Origin of the sequence: Pseudomonas sp. 29 (assembly GCF_002754355.1) — a bacterium.
In the GTDB taxonomy this organism is placed as follows: Bacteria; Pseudomonadota; Gammaproteobacteria; order Pseudomonadales; family Pseudomonadaceae; genus Aquipseudomonas; species Aquipseudomonas neuropathica.
In genome coordinates this window covers 2,577,086-2,593,580 of sequence record NZ_PEEY01000001.1, presented here as the reverse complement: position 1 = coordinate 2,593,580, position 16,495 = coordinate 2,577,086, and the positions used below count along the sequence as shown (strand labels likewise).

Below are 16,495 nucleotides of genomic sequence, written 5' to 3'. Positions count from 1 at the left end.
TGGCTGCTGTTCAGGACGCCAGGCTTTTGCGAAAGCGCGCCAGCGCGATGACGAAGAACAGCAGGCCGATGGCCGTTAGCGCCAGCAAGTCCGGCCAGACCACGCTCAGCCCGGCGTCGCGAAACAGAATCGCGGCGCTGAGGCTGACAAAGTGCGTGGACGGCGAGCCCTGCATGACCCACTGCAGCCATTGGGGCATGCTGTCCAGTGGCGTGCTGCCACCCGACAGCAGCAACATCGGGATGATCACCGGAATCGCCAGCAAGCCGAACTGCGGCGTCGAGCGTGCGAGTGTCGCCAGAAAGATCCCCAACGCGGTACTGGCAAACAGATAAACCGCAGTCACCAGCAAAAACAGGCTCATCGAGCCGGACAGCGGCACGCCGAGTGCGCCTTTGACCACCACCTCCAGCGACAGCCAGGTGCACAGCACCACCACCAGCAGGTTGCTCCAGATTTTCGCCAGCATGATTTCCAGCGCCGTCAGCGGCAGCACCAGCAAATGGTCAAGCGTGCCGTGTTCGCGTTCGCGCAGTAGCGCCGTGCCCGTGAGGATGATTGCCAGAATAGTGATGTTGTTGACGATCTGAATCACCGCCAGAAACCAGCCACCCTCCAGGTTGGTGTTGAACAGCGCGCGGGTGGTCAGTTGAATCGGCGTTTTGCTCGCGGCATCGTCCTGGTCGCCAAAGGCCTGCAGCTCGCGCTGGAAAATCCGGCTGATGTAGCCAGCGCCCATGAACGCCTGGCTCATCGCGGTGGCATCGACGTTGACCTGAATGGCCGGTTGCCGCGCCGCCAGTAGATCGGTTTGAAACCCCGCCGGAATGTTGATCACGAAAGTGTACTGGCCGCTGTCCATGACCTGGTCCAGTTGCGGATAGGGGAGCAGCACTGGCGTCTGGAATTCCGGCGGTTGCAGGGCCTGGGCCAACTGGCGCGAGAGGGCGCTGTGGTCTTCGTCGACGATCGCCACGCTGGCGTTGTGCACGCCGATCACTGAGCCGGCGGCAGGCATGTAGATCGCCACGGTGAAGGCGTAGAACAGGAACAGCAGCAATACGCTGTCGTGGCGCAGGCTGGTCAGTTCCTTGAGCCCCAGGCGCAGGATGTGCGCGAACTTGTGCATCAGGCCTCCTGCTTTTTCAGCATGATCAGGCTCAGCCCGGTGAACCCGACAAAGAACCCGAACAGCGCCAGGCACTGCGGCCACAGCTGCCGCAGGTCCAGCGCTTTGGTGAACGTCCCCACGGCAATGTCGAGAAAGTGTCCTGCCGGAAACAGCATGCCCATCACCGCAGCCGCTCCTTCCAGTGAAGAACGCGGCACGATCAGTCCGGAGAACTGGATGGTCGGCAGGCTGGTAATGATCATGGTGCCGAGGATCGCGGCGATTTGCGTGCGGGTGAACGCCGAGATCAGCAGGCCCATGCTGGTGGTCGCCAGCACATACAGCAGGCCGCCAAACGCCAGCGTCAGCAGGCTGCCCTTGAACGGCACGCCAAACAGCCAGCGGTTCATCGCCACCAGCAGCGCGAGATTGACCAGACTGACCAGCAGGTATGGCGCCTGTTTGCCCAGCAGAAACTCCAGGCGGGTCAGGGGCGTGGCGTAGAAGTTGGTGATCGAGCCGAGTTCTTTTTCGCGCACGATGCCGAGTGCGGTGAGCATCGCCGGAATGAACGCCAGAATCAGCGCCATGACCCCGGGGCCAATAGCGTTGACGCTGACCACATCCTGGTTGTAGCGAAAGCGCGTTTCCAGGCTGGCACCCGCTTGGTGGCTGATGGCGGGGCTGCTCTGTTCGGCCAACTGCTGCAGGTTGGCCAGGTGCACGGCTTCGACATAATTGCGGCTGGTCTCGGCGCGAAACGGCATGCCGCCGTCCAGCCACGCCGCCACCGCAGGCTGGCGTCCGGCGTACAGGTCGCGGCCAAAGCCGGGCGGGATTTCCAGCGCCAGTTTGATTTCCGAGCGTTGCAGGCGGCGGTGCAGCTCTTGAGCGTCGTGGATGGCCGGCCGCTCATCGAAGTAGCGCGAGCCGCGAAAGGCTTCCAGATAGGTTCGGCTCTGCGGGGTTTGATCCTGATCGTAAACGGCGAACGCTAGGTTCTCTACGTCGAGGGAAATTCCGTAGCCGAAAATCACCATCATGAAAATCGCCCCCGCCAGCGCAAAAGCCATGCGCACTTTGTCGCGCAGCAGCTCCTTGCCTTCGCGACTGGCCACGGCCAGCAGGCGACCGAGGCTGAAACCGCGTTGCTGGTCTGGCGGCGCGGCGGCTGGCGCTGAAGGCGCTGTCGGCGATTCACTCGCGGGAGGCGATGGGGCATTGCCTTGGGCCTGTTCCAGACACGTCACGAAAGCGGCTTCCAGCGTCTCTCCGGCAAACTGACGCTGCAGCGCTGCCGGGGTGTCGCAAGCGAGGACTTTGCCGGCGTGCATCAGCGAAATGCGGTCGCAGCGCTGGGCTTCGTTCATGAAGTGGGTGGAGAGAAAAATCGTCACGCCTTGCTCGCGGGACAGTTCGATCAGCAGTCGCCAGAAGTCATCACGGGCTGCCGGGTCGACGCCGGAGGTCGGCTCATCGAGGATCAGCACTTCCGGACGATGCAACACCGCGACCGCCAGCGACAGGCGTTGACGCAGCCCGAGAGGCAGGGCACCGGACGGCTGATCGGCGACGCTGAGCAGGTTGAAGCGCTGAATCAATGCGTCGATGCGTTGCGCGCTTTCGGCCTTGGGCAAGTCGAACAGACGGGCGTGCAGCTCAAGGTTCTGCCGCACGCTGAGTTCGCCATACAGCGAAAAGCTCTGGGACATGAAGCCGACCCGCTTGCGCGTGGCCAGATCCTTGGCGTCCACCGGATTGCCCAGCAGTGTCGCGCTGCCTTCGCTGGCCGGCATCAGCCCGGTCAGGACTTTCATGGTTGTGGTCTTGCCGCAGCCGTTGGAGCCGAGAAAACCGAAAATCTCGCCGCGACCGATGGCGAAGCTGACGTGATCCACCGCAGTGAAGTCGCCGAAGCGCAGCGTCAGGTCGTGGGCTTCGATGGCAGTGTCTGTGGTACCGCCAGTACGCGGCGGAATGACCAACGGCTGAGCGTCGTGATGACTGTCGCCCTGGAAGTGTGTGAAGGCTTCATCGAGTTTGCCGCTGGGGGTGACGGCTGCCAACTCGCGGCTCAGACCGGTGGCAATCAATTGGCCGTTGTCGAGCATCAGGCAATGCTCGAACTGTTCGGCTTCTTCCATATACGCGGTGGCAACCAGCAGGGTCAGTTGCGGGCGCTCGCGCCGTACATCGTCGATCAGCTCCCAGAAGCGTCGGCGTGAGAGCGGGTCGACGCCGGTGGTCGGCTCATCGAGAATCAACAGATCCGGTTCATGGATCAGCGCGCAGCACAGGCCCAGCTTCTGTTTCATACCGCCGGACAACTTGCCGGCGGGGCGCTCGGCGAACTTCAGCAGGTCGGTGGCGAGCAGCAGATTGTGCATGCGTTGCTCGCTGTCGGCTTTCGACAGGCCGAACAGCGTGGCAAAGAACTGGATGTTTTCGCGGATCGACAGCTCGGGATACAGGTTGCCGCCCAATCCCTGGGGCATGAAGGCGATGCGCGCATACAGCGTGTCGCGGTGGCGGCGCTGCTGGATTTGCCCGCCGAGGACGTCCAGTTGCCCTTGCTGCAAGGCCTTCACGCCGGCGATCAGCCCGAGCAGGCTGGACTTGCCCGCACCATCGGGGCCGATCAGCCCGCAACGGGTGCCGGCGGGCAGGCTGAAGGTGATAGCGCTCAGCGCTTGCTGTTTGCCGTAACGGTGCGCGATCGCGTTCGCCTGAACCGCGAGGCCGTTCATTGCAAATTGGCCGGCCAGGCAATCGGCGCGATGCGCACATAACCGGCGCCGGGCATGCCGGGCTTGGCTTGCGGCACGGCGCTGGGTTGGGTCAGGCGCAGCTTGACGCGGAACACCAGTTTTTGCCGCTCGTCACGGGTCTCGACCTCTTTGGGGGTGAACTGCGATTTGCCGGCGACGAAACTGATTTTCGCCGGCAAGGGTTTGTCGGGCAGGGCATCGAGCAGCACCCGGGCTTCATCGCCTACGGCCAGACGCCCGGCCACCGAGGCAGACAGGTAGAGGTTCATGTACTGATCGTTGGGATCAATCAACAGCAGGACGCGGCCACCGGCCCCCAGCACTTCGCCGGGTTCGGCCATGCGCAACTGGATCACCCCATCAATCGGCGCGCGCAGGCTGCTGTCGTCGATTTCGCTGGTCAGTTGAGCGACCTGTGCCTGCGCCGCGCCGATCGCTGCAGCGACCGCCGACACTTGGGCGCGGGCCGCCGTCACGGCAGCATTGCCGGTGCCGATACGCGACTGCAATTGATCGATAACCTGGGCGCTGACGAAACCGTGCTTGAACAGCGATTGCGAACGCCCCAGTTCCTGCTGGGCCAGTAGCAATTCACTCTGGCGCAATTGCACATTGGCCTCGGCGGCGTTGAGGTTTTCCCGGGCGCGCAAGACTTCGGCTTCGGCTTGAGTGCGCTGGGCTTCGAGGGTTCTGGTATCCATGCGCGCGAGCAGTTGGCCCTTGTTGACCTTGTCGCCTTCATCGACCAGCACCTCGGCCAGGCGTCCGGGTGTCTTGCTGGCGATCTGCACTTCGGTGGCTTCCAGCCGCCCGTTGCCCATCGACAGCCCTTCGACCAGACGGCTGCTGATCGACATCCAGTAACCGAGCCCGCCGGCGGCGGCGAGTAACACCAGAAGCGACCCGGCGTATAAAAGTGAAGAGCGGCTGTGCGTCGACATGGGGGCATCCTGCGGCTGTGGCGTGCAGTCTGACTGCTCAAGCGTTCCAGTCGCTTGATGTCAGTCAACCGAGCGCCAAGCCTAGCCCCTTTTTCGGCTAATAACCGTGACCGGGCAGTTCTCAGCGCAAGCCGAGCACGGCGGCCCACTGTTCGGCCGTCACGGGCATGACCGACAACCGCGAGCCCTTCTGCACCAACGGCATCTCGGCCAGCGCGGTCTGCTGCTTGAGGTAATCCAGCTTCAATACCCGGGCAAACGTCTCGACGTGCGCAACATCAATCGCACTCCAGGCATTCTTCTCTGGAGTAGCCTTCGGGTCGAAGTAGTGGCTTTCCGGCTCCAGTGCGGTGGGATCCGGGTACGCCGCCTGAATAATTTTCCCGATACCGGCAATCCCCGGCTCCGGGCAGCTGGAATGGTAGAAAAAGAACTCGTCACCCACGGCCATCGAGCGCAGGAAGTTACGCGCCTGATAGTTGCGAACTCCGTCCCAGCGCGCTGTGCCGAGCTTTTCCAGACCTTTGATAGAGAGTTCGTCGGGCTCGGACTTCATCAGCCAATAGGCCATGGTTTTTGCTCCTGAAACGGTCATTGGGCAGGTTGTCGGGCAATTTTATGACAAACCGACAGTCGGTTGACGTCAGCGTTTGCGCGCAGGTTCACGTTGTCGCAAAATGCCGGCCTTTAAAGCTTGACGCTGCTGCACGGCCTACGAACGGAAACCGCTGCTGTCATCGTGATGATGTGCCTTGAGGGGGGCAATCGATGAAACGCAAACCGGATCTACTATGGACTTTGGTAATTTTGTTTGGCTTGGGCGTCGTGACCACTGGTTATGCGCAGAGCTTGTGGTCGAACAAGGCCGACGCGCCGATTGAAGTCGCGCAACAGGTGCAACAGTCGACAGCCTTCAAGCGCTGAAACGGCTTTCTCGACGCCGCTGATCTGCGCGGCGTCCTATCCCGCGAAATACCAAGCCTTGTCGCTGACCGTGCCTTGTAACGGTACATCCCAGCTTGCCTGCGCCAAGCGTTCGACCTTCTGACATTCATGGGCCAGGCCCAGCAGCGTCGGCTTGCGCCAGCTTTTTCGCCGAGCCAGATACGCCAGGCTGCGATCATAGAAACCGCCGCCCATCCCGAGTCGCCCGCCGACATCGTCAAACCCTACCAACGGCAATAACACCAGATCCAGTGTCCAGACCTTGCGTTGCTGTGCCAGATTGGCTCGCGGCTCGAGAATGCGGAAGCGATTGGGTTTAAGTTTCTCGCCGGGACGAATGCGTTGGAAAACCATCTTGGTGCGTGGCCAGGCGCTGAGCACCGGCAGATAAGTCGATTTACCCCGACGTTGGGCTTCGCGCAGCAGAAGGCGCGGATCGATTTCACCATCGGTGGGCAAATACAAAGAGATATGTCTGGCCCGGCGAAAGTGCGGGTCTTGTGCCAGTTGCCGGTACAGGCCCTTGGCAGCCTGGCGTTGTTCGCTCTTGGTCAGCGCACGGCGCGCCTTGCGCAGCAGGCGGCGGAGTTGAGGGCGGGGCAGCAGCGCGGGTTCGGTCATGGTTCGGCTTCGGCAGGTTGGACGAAAACGTACGCATAAAAAATCCGATGGCGGTTTTCACCGACATCGGATTCGAATCAGGCTCCCCGGATGAACCGCTGTCAACTTAGCCCTTGAACCCGAAAGTTCAAGGTGGAAGATGCAGTAGACTTTAAGGCTTTCCGTCTAGCGGACATGCACACCAGCCCAACGTGCAACTTCCAGGGTAGTGCGAATCGGCTCAGGGACATCGTCAACTGGCAAGCACCCCAGGGAGTGCCGCGAGTATACCGCAAGCGGCCAGTTGAATCAGCCCTTGCTGGTGTTCTGATCGTCGGCGAGGACCAGATCGACACGATCGAGCAAGTCGCGCACCTGTTCACGGGTCGAACCGCTGGCCTGGATGTCCGGACGCTCTTCTTTGTGCAAGAGGTCGTGGGTGATGTTCAGCGCGGCCATCACGGCGATACGGTCGGCACCGATGACTTTGCCGCTGCTGCGGATCTCACGCATCTTGCCATCCAGATAGCGCGCGGCACTGACCAGATTGCTGCGTTCTTCCTGCGGGCAGATGATCGAATATTCTTTATCGAGGATCTGCACGGTGACGCTATTGCTTGAACTCATGAGTCTTGCTCCAGGGCCTTGAGGCGCGAAATCATCGATTCGACCTTACGCCGGGCGATTTCGTTTTTTTCAATGAGGTGAGCGCGTTCCTCGCGCCAGGTCTTTTCCTGAGCTAGTAAGAGTGCATTTTGACTCTTTAGTTGCTCGACTCGGCCAATCAACAGTTCGAGTCTGGCCATCAGCGCTTGCAGGTCGGTGTCTTCCATTGTGTCCACGTGTTCGTCTGATGGGAGGTAGCTGGCGGACAGCCTTTAATAGTCTTGGCGAGTCTGTCGATGTAGGATACAAGGCCTTCATTCTAGACATAGCGCCGTCTGGCGCCTAGCTGCCCATGACCAATGCGAATTCCCCGTACCAAGCCTTTGCCACCCTGCTGACTTCCAGCGGCCACAACGTCTCGCCTGCCGAACTGCATGGCCTGCTGCTTGGCCGTAGCTGCGCCGGTGCCGGCTTCAATGCCGAAGAGTGGCTGATCGATGCTGCCGAGTTGCTCGAAAGCGAACCGCAGGACAATGTCCGTAACGCCTTGATCGGCCTGCAAGAGATGGTCAAAGGCGAGCTGACCGGCGACGACGTCACTGTCGTTCTGCTGCTGCCGACCGATGACGCACCGCTGGCTGACCGCGCCGCTGCACTGGGCCAATGGTGCCAGGGCTTCCTCAGCGGTTTCGGCCTGAACTGCCGCGACAGCAGCATGCTCAGCACTGAAGCCACCGAAGTGCTGCAGGATCTGGCCGCCATTTCCCAAGTGCAGGATGCTCTCGAAGAATCCGAAGACGGCGAAACCGACTACATGGAAGTCATGGAGTATCTGCGCGTCGCGCCGCTGCTGCTGTTCTCGGAAACCAAGAAAGCCGACGTGCCGCCAGCCGCCAAGCCGTCGCTGCATTAATCGCGTGCCAGGGAAAGCCATCTGCCCATGATCCATATCCCGAAAGCGGAATACAGCCGTCGCCGCAAGGCCCTGATGGCGCAGATGGAACCCAACAGCATCGCGATCCTGCCCGCCGCCGCGGTCGCCATTCGCAACCGCGACGTCGAGCACGTCTACCGTCAGGACAGCGATTTCCAGTACCTCAGCGGTTTTCCCGAGCCGCAGGCTGTCATCGTTTTGATGCCCGGCCGTGAGCATGGCGAATACGTGCTGTTCTGCCGTGAGCGCAACGCCGAACGCGAATTGTGGGACGGTTTGCGCGCCGGGCAAGAGGGCGCGATCCGCGACTTCGGTGCCGATGACGCTTTCCCTATTACCGACATCGACGACATCCTCCCGGGCCTGATCGAAGGCCGCGACCGGGTGTATTCGGCGATGGGCAGCAACCCTGAATTCGACCGTCACCTGATGGACTGGATCAATGTGATCCGCTCCAAGGCGCACCTCGGCGCCCAGCCGCCGAACGAATTCGTTGCCCTGGATCATCTGCTGCACGACATGCGTCTGTATAAATCGGCGGCAGAAGTGAAGGTGATGCGCGAAGCCGCACGGATCTCGGCGCAAGCCCACATCCGTGCGATGCAGGCCAGTCGGGCCGGGCTCTACGAGTACAGCCTCGAAGCCGAACTCGACTACGAGTTCCGCAAGGGCGGGGCGAAGATGCCGGCCTACGGCTCGATCGTCGCCGCCGGACGCAACAGCTGCATCCTGCATTACCAGCAGAATGACGCGCTGCTCAAGGACGGCGACCTGGTGTTGATCGATGCCGGTTGCGAGATTGACTGCTACGCCAGCGACATCACCCGCACCTGGCCGGTCAACGGCAAGTTTTCGCCCGAGCAGAAAGCGATCTATGAGTTGGTGCTGGCCTCGCAGGAAGCCGCGTTCGCCGAAATCGCCCCGAACAAGCACTGGAATCAGGCGCACGAAGCCACGGTTCGAGTGATTACCACGGGGCTGGTGAAACTGGGATTGCTGCATGGTGAGGTCGACGAGTTGATCGCCAGCGAAGCCTATAAAGCCTTTTACATGCACCGCGCCGGTCACTGGCTGGGCATGGATGTGCATGACGTTGGTGAGTACAAGGTCGGCGGCGAATGGCGAGTGCTCGAGGTCGGCATGGCGCTGACCGTAGAGCCGGGCATCTACATCGCCCCGGACAATCAGAACGTCGCGAAAAAATGGCGCGGCATTGGTGTACGTATCGAGGACGACGTGGTCGTGACCAAAACAGGTTGTGAAATCCTCACCAGCGGCGTGCCGAAAACCGTCGCTGAAATCGAAGCGCTGATGGCGCAAGCAAGGACCCACGCGGCATGAGTCGAGTCAATCTGGCAATCATCGGTGGCGGTCTGGTCGGCGCCAGTCTGGCGTTGGCCTTGCAGGCCGGGGCCAAGGCGCGTGGCTGGAAGATCGTCCTGATCGAACCGTTTGCACCAGGCGACAGCTGGCAGCCGAGTTACGACGCACGTTCGTCGGCGCTGTCCTTCGGCTCGCGGCAGATTTATCAACGGCTGGGCGTGTGGCAGGAAATCTCCCGTCGCGCCGAGCCGATCAAACAGATTCATGTTTCTGACCGTGGCCGCTTCTCCACCGCGCGTCTGTCGGCGATGGAAGAGGGCGTACCAGCGCTCGGTTACGTGGTGGAAAATGCCTGGCTCGGCCAGTGCCTGTGGCAGCACATCGACAAAGACGTGATCAGCTGGCGTTGCCCGGCGGAGGTCACACGCATGGAACCGCTGCCCGATGGCTATCGCCTGACCCTCAATGATGAAACCACCCTTGAATGCGACCTCGCGGTGCTCGCCGATGGCGGTCGTTCCGGTCTGCGCGAGCAGCTAGGCATTAACGTGCGCAAGCGTCCGTACAACCAGAGCGCGCTGATCGCCAACATCACCCCGAGCGAAGCGCACAACGGCATGGCCTTCGAGCGTTTCACCGACGAAGGGCCGATGGCCTTGCTGCCGCTGCCGGAAAACCGCTGTGCTCTGGTCTGGACCCGTTTGGGCATGGACGCGCAGCGTCTGGCCGATTTGAGCGAGCGTGATTTCCTCAGCGAATTGCAGGGCGTATTCGGTTATCGCCTCGGCACGTTGAAACAGGTTGGCGCACGGCATTTGTATCCGCTGACGTTGGTCGAGGCCGAAGAGCAGGTGCGCTCGCATCTGGCTGTACTCGGCAACGCGGCGCACAGCCTGCACCCGATAGCCGGGCAGGGTTTCAACCTGTCGCTGCGTGACGCCGATGCCTTGGCCGCTGCGTTGCTGGCCAGCGATAAGCCGCTGGGCGACTTCGCCACGTTGCAGGCGTATCGCGAGCGTCAGCGTCTGGATCAGGACCTTACCGTCGGTTTCTCCGATCAGGTCACGCGGCTGTTCGGCAGCACGCAGCCATTGGTGTCGCTGGGCCGCAACATCGGTTTGCTCGGTCTCGATCTGCTGCCACCGGCCAAACGCTGGTTTGCCCGTCAGGCCATGGGTTTGGGAACGCGTCCGGATGCTTAAGTGGTTGACCGCTAAATTCGGCAAGGCGCGGTTGATGCGCTGGGTGATGACGTTCTACCCGCCGTACCTCGGTGCTGGCGTGCGGGTTCGGCACATCAGCGATGACTTCCGCGACATTCAAGTGTCGATGGGCCTTGGCTGGTACAACCGCAACTACGTCGGCACCCAGTTCGGCGGCAGCCTGTATTCGATGGTCGACCCGTTTTTCATGCTGATGCTCATGGAAAACCTCGGCTCGAAGTACATTGTCTGGGACAAGGCTGCCGATATCGATTTCATTGCGCCGGGCAAAGGCCCGGTGTTCGCCCGCTTCAATATCGACGAGACCTTGCTCGCCGAGATTCGCCGGCAAACCGCCAATGGCGAGAAATACCTGCCGCAGTTGCAGGTCGACATTCATGACGGCGCCGGCAATCTGGTGGCGCGGGTCGGTAAAACCCTTTACGTGCGGCTCAAGCCGCAAGCGAGACAGGCTTAAAGCATGGAAATGCGCGCAGATCTGCTGATTGTCGGAGCCGGAATGGTCGGCAGCGCCCTGGCGTTGGCGTTGCAGGACAGCGGGCTGGAAGTCCTGCTGCTCGATGGCAGCCCGCTGAGCGTCAAGCCGTTCGATGCCGACGCGGCATTTGAACCGCGTGTGAGCGCGCTGTCGGCAGCCAGCCAACGCATCCTCGAACGCCTCGGCGTGTGGGACGGCATCGCCATGCGCCGCAGCAGCCCGTACACCGACATGCACGTCTGGGACGGCAGCGGCACCGGGCAGATCCATTTCTCGGCGAGCAGTGTGCACGCCGAGGTGCTGGGTCATATCGTCGAAAACCGTGTGGTGCAGGACGCCTTGCTCGACCGTTTGCACGATTGCGATCTGGGCATGCTCGCTAATGCGCGGCTGGAACAGATGCGCCGCTCGGGCGATGACTGGTTGCTGACGCTGGCTGACGGTCGTCAGTTGCGCGCGCCATTGGTGATTGCCGCTGACGGTGCCAACTCGGCCGTTCGCCGCCTCACCGGGATGGCCACGCGCGAGTGGGATTACATGCACCACGCGATCGTCACCAGCGTGCGCAGCAGCAAGTCGCACCAGATGACCGCGTGGCAGCGCTTTACCGATCACGGGCCATTGGCGTTTCTGCCGCTTGAGCGTGACGGGCAGCAGGATTGGTGTTCGATCGTCTGGTCGACCACGCCGAGCGAAGCCGAGCGCTTGATGGCGCTGGATGAAGCGGCGTTCTGCCGAGAGCTGGAGCGCGCCTTTGAAGGTCGCCTCGGCGCAGTCGTCAGTGCCGATCCGCGACTGTGCGTGCCGCTGCGTCAGCGCCATGCCAAGCGCTATGTGGCCGAAGGGCTGGCGCTGATCGGCGATGCGGCGCACACCATTCACCCGTTGGCGGGGCAGGGTGTGAACCTCGGTTTCCTTGATGCTGCGGTGCTGGCCGAAGTGCTGTTGCAGGCGGCCGAGCGTGGCGAGCGCTTGGCGGAGGTGAAGGTGCTGAGCCGTTACGAGCGCCGGCGTATGCCGCACAACCTGGCGCTGATGGCGGCGATGGAAGGCTTTGAGCGGTTGTTCCAGGCGGATCCGTTGCCGGTCAGGTGGTTGCGTAATGCCGGGTTGAAGCTGGTGGAGCAGATGCCGGAAGCGAAGGCGCTGTTTGTGCGTGAAGCCCTTGGGTTGACCGGGGATCTTCCGGCCCTCGCCAAACCCTGATCTCTTCGTTGCTGCTGATGGCCTCATCGCGAGCAGGCTCACTCCTACAGGGGAACGCATTCCAAATGTAGGAGTGAGCCTGCTCGCGATGGCGCCCGGCCAGGCACCACAATTTTCAAACTGTGCAACATCTGGTAACTCCTTCAAAAAGAGTTCGATTGAGGTGGTAAATGTGAGTCCTTATCATTTGGCCCACATTTTCCGACCGAGAGACCACTCCCATGTTGGCACCCAAGCGTCTTCTGACCGCACTGGCCCTGACCCTGATCGGCAGCACAACGGCCCAGGCCGCTGATGAGGTGGTGGTTTACTCGTCGCGCATCGATGAGCTGATCAAACCGGTCTTCGATGCCTACACCGCCAAGACCGGGGTGAAGATCAAGTTCATCACCGACAAGGAAGCGCCGCTGATGCAGCGCATCAAGGCCGAAGGTGAGAACGCCACCGCCGACCTGCTGCTGACCGTTGACGCCGGCAACCTCTGGCAGGCCGAGCAGATGGGCATCCTCCAGCCGTTCACCTCGAAAACCATCGACGCCAACATTCCACTGCAATATCGCTCGTCCACTCACGCCTGGACCGGCCTGAGCCTGCGCGCGCGGACCATCGCCTACTCCACTGAACGCGTGAAGCCGGGCGAGCTGACCACCTACGAAGCACTGGCCGACAAGAACTGGGAAGGGCGCCTGTGCCTGCGTACGGCGAAGAAGGTCTACAACCAGTCGCTGACCGCGACCATGATCGAAGTCCATGGTGCCGAGAAGACCGAAAAGATCCTCAAGGGCTGGGTCAACAACCTCTCCACCGACGTGTTCTCCGATGATGTCGCGGTGCTCGAAGCGATCAACGCCGGGCAATGTGATGTCGGCATCGTCAACACTTACTACTACGGCCGCCTGCACAAGCAGAAGCCGGAACTGCCGGTGAAGCTGTTCTGGCCGAATCAGGCCGATCGTGGCGTGCACGTGAACCTGTCGGGCATTGGCCTGACCCAGTACGCGCCGCACCCGGAAGCGGCCAAAGCTTTGGTTGAATGGATGACCACGCCCGAGGCGCAGAAGATTTTCGCAGACGTGAACCAGGAGTTTCCGGCCAACCCGGCGGTGGCGCCTTCGGAAGAAGTGGCGGCGTGGGGCAAGTTTGTCGCTGACACCTTGCCGGTGGAAGTGGCGGGCAAGCGTCAGGCTGAAGCGATCCGGATGATGGATCGGGCGGGTTGGAATTGAGGCGTTTCCGATAGACTTGTCTGCTTCAAGATCGCTGCCCCTCACCCCAGCCCTCTCCCAAGGGAGAGGGAGCCGATCTGTGTTGGATTCAACTCCTGAGTTCAACTCGATATCTCAGGTCGATGTAGCTTGAACGAACGCCTCGGTCAGTCCCCTCTCCCTCCGGGAGAGGGTTAGGGTGAGGGCAACAATCCCAACCTGAAATACCCAATCCAAGAACACCTCAATCCCCCCAGAGATTCAAAAGTGGCCCACCCCGCCCAACGCCGCTGGTATCCCATCGTCTTCGCCATCGCCGCGCTGGTGCTGTTGCCCCTGAGCGTTCTGCTGCTCTCCTGGCAGACCATCGATCAACAGATCTGGTCGCACCTGTGGCAAACCCAGATGCCGCGCCTGCTGGGCAACACCCTGACGCTGGTCGTTGGCGTCGGTGTCGGTGTGACGCTGCTGGGTGTTAGCCTCGCCTGGCTCACCAGCCTCTGCGAATTCCCCGGCCGGCGCTGGCTCGACTGGGCGCTGATGCTGCCTTTCGCCATTCCCGCCTATGTGCTGGCCTTCGTTTTCGTCGGCCTGCTCGATTTCGCCGGCCCTGTGCAGACCCTGCTGCGCGAATGGTTCGGCAGCGGCCTGCGGCTGCCGCGCGTGCGCTCCACCGGCGGGGTGATCATCGTGCTGGTGCTGGTCTTCTATCCCTACGTTTACCTGTTGGCGCGCACCGCATTCCTCGCTCAGGGCAAAGGCCTGATGGAAGCGGCGCGGGTGCTTGGCCAATCACCGTGGCAAGCGTTCTGGCGTGTGGCGTTGCCGATGGCGCGTCCGGCCATTGGCGCCGGCGTGGCATTGGCGCTGATGGAAACCCTGGCGGATTTCGGCGCGGTCTCGGTGTTCAACTTCGACACCTTCACCACCGCCATCTACAAGACCTGGTACGGCTTCTTCAGCCTGTCGAGTGCGGCGCAGCTGGCCAGTCTGTTGCTGCTGGTGGTGATGCTGGTGCTCTACGGCGAACGTCGCGCGCGTGGCGCCAATCGGGCGGGCAACGAGCGGCCACGGGTGAAAGCCCTGTATCACTTGCGCGGGCTCAAGGCGTTCGCGGCGATGAGCTGGTGCGCACTGGTGTTCGCCTGCGCCTTCGTCATTCCGCTGCTGCAACTGATCGTCTGGTTCTGGCAGCGCGGCCGTTTCGATCTGGACGAGCGCTACGCGGGGCTGATCCTGCACACCTTGTATTTGGGCGGCATGGCGGCGCTGATTACCGTCAGTGTTGCGCTGTTGTTGGCGTTTGCCCGGCGGCTGGCGCCGACGCAGGCGATCAACTCTGGTGTTGGTCTGGCCAACCTGGGCTACGCCTTGCCGGGTTCGGTGTTGGCCGTGTCGATCATGCTGGCGTTCAGTTATTTGGATCGCGAGCTGGTGATTCCACTCTCCGGTTGGCTCGGCGGCGCGGGCAAACCGCTGCTGCTTGGCAGTCTGGCGGCGTTGCTGATGGCCTATCTGGTGCGTTTTATTGCGGTGGCGTACGGGCCGCTGGAAAGCAGTCTGGCGCGTATACGGCCCTCTTTGCCCGAAGCAGCACGTAGCCTGGGTGTCAGTGGGCCGCGACTGTTTTTCAAAGTGTATCTGCCGCTGTTGCTGCCCGGCGCGCTGAGCGCGGCGCTGCTGGTGTTCGTCGATGTCCTCAAGGAAATGCCCGCGACCCTGCTGATGCGCCCGTTTGGCTGGGACACGCTGGCGGTGCGGATCTTTGAAATGACCAGTGAAGGTGAATGGGCGAGGGCGTCTTTGCCAGCGCTGACCCTGGTTCTGGTCGGTCTATTGCCGGTCATCGGACTGATCCGCCGCTCGGCGCACCGAAACACTTAGTCGTCAGTCCTGAATCATGCGGCTACAATGCGCGGCATTCGGTGCGGTTCGTCTGACAGACCCGTTCGCTGAAATCGGCTGAAAGCCTTCTATTTCGCGGCTTTCACCCCGTACAGCGGCTGTCCGCACCTTCGGCACGCCCGGAAGGAGAAACCCATGGGACAGCGTACGCCTCTGTATGACCTGCATCTCGCCCTCGGCGCGAAGATGGTCGATTTTGGCGGTTGGGACATGCCACTGCATTACGGCTCGCAGGTCGAGGAGCACCACGAAGTGCGCCGCGATTGCGGGGTGTTCGATGTTTCCCACATGACCGTGATCGATGTCACCGGCACCCAGGCCAAGGCCTGGCTGCAGCATTTGCTGGCCAATGATGTCGACCGCCTGCACCGCCCCGGCCGTGCGTTGTACAGCACCATGCTCAACGAGCGTGGCGGCATCGTCGATGACATGATCGTCTACCGCCTCGACGACGCTTATCGACTGGTGTTCAACGCTTCGACCCGCGATCAGGATCTGGCCTGGATGAACGCGCAGCGCGGCGATTACGACGTGCAGCTGCACGAGCGCTCCGAGCTGGCGATGCTCGCCATCCAAGGCCCACAGGCCCGGCACAAGATTGCCGAACTGGTGACCCAGTCTCGCGCCACGCTGATCCAGCACCTCAAACCCTTCGAAGGCTATACCGACGGTGACTGGTTCATCGCGCGTACCGGTTATACCGGTGAAGATGGCCTGGAAATCTGCCTGCCGGCCAATCAGGCGCCGGGGTTCTTCAACGATCTGGTCGGTGCCGGCATTTCCCCGATCGGCCTCGGTGCCCGCGATACCCTGCGGGTTGAAGCCGGGATGAATCTCTACGGTCAGGACATTCACCAAGACGTTTCGCCACTGGCCTCGAACATGGCCTGGAGCATTGCCTGGGAACCGGCCACCCGCCAATTCATCGGCCGTGCTGCGCTGGAGGCGGAAAAAACTGCCGGCATTGCGCACAAACTGGTTGGTCTGGTCCTGGAAGAACGTGGTGTTTTGCGCGCTCATCAAGTGGTTCGCATCGCCGATGTTGGCGAAGGGGAGATCACCAGTGGTAGTTTCTCTCCTACGCTGAGCAAATCGATTGCCCTGGCGCGTGTTCCGATGGCAACTGCCGACCGCGCCGAAGTGGAAATCCGTGGCAAGTGGTACCCGGTACGGGTGGTCAAACCGACCTTCGTACGCCATGGCAAAACTTTGATCTAACCTTTTCCGGCGGGCATGACCGCTGACCCAAT

16 protein-coding genes and 1 other RNA gene are annotated in these 16,495 nt (G+C 61.7%); 9 read left to right on the top strand and 8 right to left on the bottom strand.

Annotated elements, in window-relative coordinates; all coding sequences use genetic code 11:
- Nucleotides 1-10 precede the first annotated feature (10 nt).
- From CLU80_RS12145 to CLU80_RS12130, 4 genes are all read right to left on the bottom strand, one after another.
- Nucleotides 11-1,129 carry an ABC transporter permease gene (locus CLU80_RS12145; protein WP_099757476.1) on the bottom strand — a complete coding sequence of 373 codons (1,119 nt, stop codon included), beginning with the start codon at nucleotides 1,127-1,129 and terminating at the stop codon, nucleotides 11-13.
- On the bottom strand, nucleotides 1,129-3,858 hold the full coding sequence (gene rbbA, locus CLU80_RS12140; RefSeq protein WP_099757475.1) for a ribosome-associated ATPase/putative transporter RbbA: 2,730 nt from the start codon (nucleotides 3,856-3,858) through the stop codon (nucleotides 1,129-1,131). Before rbbA ends, CLU80_RS12145 begins: the two co-directional genes overlap by 1 nt.
- Nucleotides 3,855-4,820, bottom strand: a complete 966-nt coding sequence (locus tag CLU80_RS12135) for an HlyD family secretion protein (RefSeq protein WP_099757474.1) — start codon at nucleotides 4,818-4,820, stop codon at nucleotides 3,855-3,857. Before CLU80_RS12135 ends, rbbA begins: the two co-directional genes overlap by 4 nt.
- Before the next feature lie 121 nt (nucleotides 4,821-4,941).
- A complete protein-coding gene (locus CLU80_RS12130; RefSeq protein WP_099757473.1) occupies nucleotides 4,942-5,391 on the bottom strand; it encodes an EVE domain-containing protein in 450 nt (149 codons plus the stop codon).
- 197 nt (nucleotides 5,392-5,588) lie between these two features.
- Here CLU80_RS12130 and CLU80_RS30230 point away from each other — a divergent pair, with 197 nt between their 5' ends.
- Complete coding sequence (locus CLU80_RS30230) at nucleotides 5,589-5,744, top strand: hypothetical protein (protein ID WP_016985917.1); 156 nt, start codon at nucleotides 5,589-5,591, stop codon at nucleotides 5,742-5,744.
- A 36-nt stretch (nucleotides 5,745-5,780) separates the two neighbouring features.
- Here CLU80_RS30230 and CLU80_RS12120 read toward each other — a convergent pair whose 3' ends face one another.
- From CLU80_RS12120 to CLU80_RS12105, 4 genes are all read right to left on the bottom strand, one after another.
- Entirely contained in the window at nucleotides 5,781-6,386 is a 606-nt protein-coding gene (locus tag CLU80_RS12120) for a 5-formyltetrahydrofolate cyclo-ligase (protein ID WP_099757472.1), read from the bottom strand.
- Between the two features lie 79 nt (nucleotides 6,387-6,465).
- A non-coding RNA gene (ssrS, locus tag CLU80_RS12115) (6S RNA) lies at nucleotides 6,466-6,644 on the bottom strand.
- Nucleotides 6,645-6,674: 30 nt separating this feature from the next.
- Nucleotides 6,675-6,992 carry a cell division protein ZapA gene (locus tag CLU80_RS12110; RefSeq protein ID WP_093429754.1) on the bottom strand — a complete coding sequence of 106 codons (318 nt, stop codon included), beginning with the start codon at nucleotides 6,990-6,992 and terminating at the stop codon, nucleotides 6,675-6,677.
- A complete protein-coding gene (locus CLU80_RS12105) occupies nucleotides 6,989-7,198 on the bottom strand; it encodes a TIGR02449 family protein (RefSeq protein WP_007911197.1) in 210 nt (69 codons plus the stop codon). Before CLU80_RS12105 ends, CLU80_RS12110 begins: the two co-directional genes overlap by 4 nt.
- Nucleotides 7,199-7,323: 125 nt before the next feature.
- Between CLU80_RS12105 and CLU80_RS12100 the strand changes: the two genes are divergently transcribed.
- The 8 genes from CLU80_RS12100 (at nucleotide 7,324) to gcvT (ending at nucleotide 16,463) form a co-directional block, all read left to right on the top strand.
- A complete protein-coding gene (locus tag CLU80_RS12100) occupies nucleotides 7,324-7,884 on the top strand; it encodes a YecA/YgfB family protein (RefSeq protein ID WP_093429755.1) in 561 nt (186 codons plus the stop codon).
- A gap of 27 nt (nucleotides 7,885-7,911) precedes the next feature.
- Nucleotides 7,912-9,246 carry a Xaa-Pro aminopeptidase gene (pepP, locus tag CLU80_RS12095; protein WP_099757471.1) on the top strand — a complete coding sequence of 445 codons (1,335 nt, stop codon included), beginning with the start codon at nucleotides 7,912-7,914 and terminating at the stop codon, nucleotides 9,244-9,246.
- Nucleotides 9,243-10,430, top strand: coding sequence for a 2-octaprenyl-6-methoxyphenyl hydroxylase (gene ubiH, locus CLU80_RS12090; protein WP_093429757.1), 1,188 nt, complete (start codon nucleotides 9,243-9,245; stop codon nucleotides 10,428-10,430). The genes pepP and ubiH overlap by 4 nt, the downstream gene beginning before the upstream one ends.
- The gene (locus CLU80_RS12085) at nucleotides 10,423-10,908 is read left to right on the top strand and encodes a DUF4442 domain-containing protein (protein ID WP_093429758.1); all 486 of its coding nucleotides are present in this window, start codon (nucleotides 10,423-10,425) and stop codon (nucleotides 10,906-10,908) included. The genes ubiH and CLU80_RS12085 overlap by 8 nt, the downstream gene beginning before the upstream one ends.
- Nucleotides 10,909-10,917: 9 nt before the next feature.
- The gene (locus CLU80_RS12080; RefSeq protein WP_286079820.1) at nucleotides 10,918-12,135 is read left to right on the top strand and encodes a 2-octaprenyl-3-methyl-6-methoxy-1,4-benzoquinol hydroxylase; all 1,218 of its coding nucleotides are present in this window, start codon (nucleotides 10,918-10,920) and stop codon (nucleotides 12,133-12,135) included.
- 221 nt (nucleotides 12,136-12,356) lie between these two features.
- Nucleotides 12,357-13,361: an extracellular solute-binding protein gene (locus CLU80_RS12075; protein ID WP_093429760.1), complete on the top strand. Its 1,005-nt coding sequence runs from the start codon at nucleotides 12,357-12,359 to the stop codon at nucleotides 13,359-13,361.
- Nucleotides 13,362-13,607: 246 nt separating this feature from the next.
- The gene (locus tag CLU80_RS12070; RefSeq protein WP_095125817.1) at nucleotides 13,608-15,224 is read left to right on the top strand and encodes an ABC transporter permease; all 1,617 of its coding nucleotides are present in this window, start codon (nucleotides 13,608-13,610) and stop codon (nucleotides 15,222-15,224) included.
- A gap of 156 nt (nucleotides 15,225-15,380) precedes the next feature.
- A complete protein-coding gene (gene gcvT / locus CLU80_RS12065; RefSeq protein WP_093429762.1) occupies nucleotides 15,381-16,463 on the top strand; it encodes a glycine cleavage system aminomethyltransferase GcvT in 1,083 nt (360 codons plus the stop codon).
- Nucleotides 16,464-16,495: the final 32 nt, after the last annotated feature.